The 3,203-nt window shown below is 56.9% G+C and carries 1 rRNA gene; it reads left to right on the top strand.

What is annotated here, in order from left to right:
* Positions 1 to 133 precede the first annotated feature (133 nt).
* Positions 134 to 3,203 (top strand): 23S ribosomal RNA (locus tag ACFYWX_RS47660); the annotation flags it as partial.

Here is a 3,203-nt window from a genome sequence, read left to right as displayed (position 1 = left end):
TGGCCGGGCACGCTGTTGGGTGTCTGAGGGAATGAACCCTCAGGATGCCGGCCCCAGTGAACTCCGGTTGTTGCCGGGGGTGATGGGTGGCTGGTCGTTGTTTGAGAACTGCACAGTGGACGCGAGCATCTGTGGCCAAGTTTTTAAGGGCGCACGGTGGATGCCTTGGCACCAGGAACCGATGAAGGACGTGGGAGGCCACGATAGTCCCCGGGGAGTCGTCAACCAGGCTTTGATCCGGGGGTTTCCGAATGGGGAAACCCGGCAGTCGTCATGGGCTGTCACCCGCTGCTGAACACATAGGCAGTGTGGAGGGAACGCGGGGAAGTGAAACATCTCAGTACCCGCAGGAAGAGAAAACAACCGTGATTCCGGGAGTAGTGGCGAGCGAAACCGGATGAGGCCAAACCGTATGCGTGTGAGACCCGGCAGGGGTTGCGTATACGGGGTTGTGGGATCTCTCTTCTGTCGTCTGCCGGCGACAGGACGAGTCAGAAACCGTTGATGTAGGCGAAGGACATGCGAAAGGTCCGGCGTAGAGGGTAAGACCCCCGTAGTCGAAACGTCAACGGCTCGTTTGAGAGACACCCAAGTAGCACGGGGCCCGAGAAATCCCGTGTGAATCTGGCGGGACCACCCGCTAAGCCTAAATATTCCCTGGTGACCGATAGCGGATAGTACCGTGAGGGAATGGTGAAAAGTACCGCGGGAGCGGAGTGAAATAGTACCTGAAACCGTGTGCCTACAAGCCGTGGGAGCGTCGGGCAAGCACTTGTGCTTGCCTCGTGACTGCGTGCCTTTTGAAGAATGAGCCTGCGAGTTTGCGGTGTGTTGCGAGGTTAACCCGGGTGGGGTAGCCGTAGCGAAAGCGAGTCCGAACAGGGCGTTTTAGTAGCACGCTCAAGACCCGAAGCGGAGTGATCTAGCCATGGGCAGGTTGAAGCGGAGGTAAGACTTCGTGGAGGACCGAACCCACCAGGGTTGAAAACCTGGGGGATGACCTGTGGTTAGGGGTGAAAGGCCAATCAAACTCCGTGATAGCTGGTTCTCCCCGAAATGCATTTAGGTGCAGCGTCGTGTGTTTCTTGCCGGAGGTAGAGCACTGGATAGGCGATGGGCCCTACCGGGTTACTGACCTTAGCCAAACTCCGAATGCCGGTAAGTGAGAGCGCGGCAGTGAGACTGTGGGGGATAAGCTCCATGGTCGAGAGGGAAACAGCCCAGAGCATCGACTAAGGCCCCTAAGCGTACGCTAAGTGGGAAAGGATGTGGAGTCGCACAGACAACCAGGAGGTTGGCTTAGAAGCAGCCACCCTTGAAAGAGTGCGTAATAGCTCACTGGTCTAGTGATTCCGCGCCGACAATGTAGCGGGGCTCAAGCGTACCGCCGAAGTCGTGTCATTGCAGCAATACGGCCAACGCCGGCTGTGATGGGTAGGGGAGCGTCGTGTGCCGGGTGAAGCAGCACCGGAAGGTAGTTGTGGACGGTTCACGAGTGAGAATGCAGGCATGAGTAGCGATACACACGTGAGAAACGTGTGCGCCGATTGACTAAGGGTTCCTGGGTCAAGCTGATCTGCCCAGGGTAAGTCGGGACCTAAGGCGAGGCCGACAGGCGTAGTCGATGGATAACCGGTTGATATTCCGGTACCCGCTGTGAAGCGTCAAACATTGAATCCAGTGATGCTAAGCCCGTGAAGCCGTTCCGGACCCTTCGGGGAAAGGAAAGTGGTGGAGCCGGTGACCCAAGTTGGTAGTAGGTGAGTGATGGGGTGACGCAGGAAGGTAGTCCATCCCGGGCGGTGGTTGTCCCGGGGTAAGGGTGTAGGACGTCAGGTAGGTAAATCCGCCTGGCAATAGTCTGAGACCTGATGCCGAGCCGATTGTGGTGAAGTGGATGATCCTATGCTGTCGAGAAAAGCCTCTAGCGAGTTTCATGGCGGCCCGTACCCTAAACCGACTCAGGTGGTCAGGTAGAGAATACCGAGGCGTTCGGGTGAACTATGGTTAAGGAACTCGGCAAAATGCCCCCGTAACTTCGGGAGAAGGGGGGCCACGCCTGGTGAGGGAATTTACTTCCTGAGCTGGGGGTGGCCGCAGAGACCAGCGAGAAGCGACTGTTTACTAAAAACACAGGTCCGTGCGAAGCCGTAAGGCGATGTATACGGACTGACGCCTGCCCGGTGCTGGAACGTTAAGGGGACCGGTTAGTCACAATTCGTTGTGGCGAAGCTGAGAACTTAAGCGCCAGTAAACGGCGGTGGTAACTATAACCATCCTAAGGTAGCGAAATTCCTTGTCGGGTAAGTTCCGACCTGCACGAATGGCGTAACGACTTCTCGACTGTCTCAACCATAGGCCCGGTGAAATTGCACTACGAGTAAAGATGCTCGTTTCGCGCAGCAGGACGGAAAGACCCCGGGACCTTTACTACAGTTTGATATTGGTGTTCGGTTCGGCTTGTGTAGGATAGCTGGGAGACTTTGAAGTTCACACGCCAGTGTGGGTGGAGTCGTCGTTGAAATACCAGTCTGGTCGTGCTGGATGTCTAACCTGGGTCCGTGATCCGGATCAGGGACAGTGTCTGATGGGTAGTTTAACTGGGGCGGTTGCCTCCTAAAGAGTAACGGAGGCGCCCAAAGGTTCCCTCAGCCTGGTTGGCAATCAGGTGTTGAGTGTAAGTGCACAAGGGAGCTTGACTGTGAGACCGACGGGTCGAGCAGGGACGAAAGTCGGGACTAGTGATCCGGCGGTGGCTTGTGGAAGCGCCGTCGCTCAACGGATAAAAGGTACCCCGGGGATAACAGGCTGATCTTCCCCAAGAGTCCATATCGACGGGATGGTTTGGCACCTCGATGTCGGCTCGTCGCATCCTGGGGCTGGAGTCGGTCCCAAGGGTTGGGCTGTTCGCCCATTAAAGCGGTACGCGAGCTGGGTTTAGAACGTCGTGAGACAGTTCGGTCCCTATCCGCTGTGCGCGTAGGAATATTGAGAAGGGCTGTCCCTAGTACGAGAGGACCGGGACGGACGAACCTCTGGTGTGCCAGTTGTCCTGCCAAGGGCATGGCTGGTTGGCTACGTTCGGGAGGGATAACCGCTGAAAGCATCTAAGCGGGAAGCCTGCTTCGAGATGAGTATTCCCACCTCCTTGAGAGGGTAAGGCTCCCAGTAGACGACTGGGTTGATAGGCCGGATCTGGAAGC

Source organism: Streptomyces sp. NPDC002888 (assembly GCF_042888465.1).
Lineage (GTDB): Bacteria > Actinomycetota > Actinomycetes > Streptomycetales > Streptomycetaceae > Streptomyces.
The sequence above is the reverse complement of the archived record's forward strand: the minus strand, read 5'-3'. Positions and strand labels throughout refer to the sequence as shown.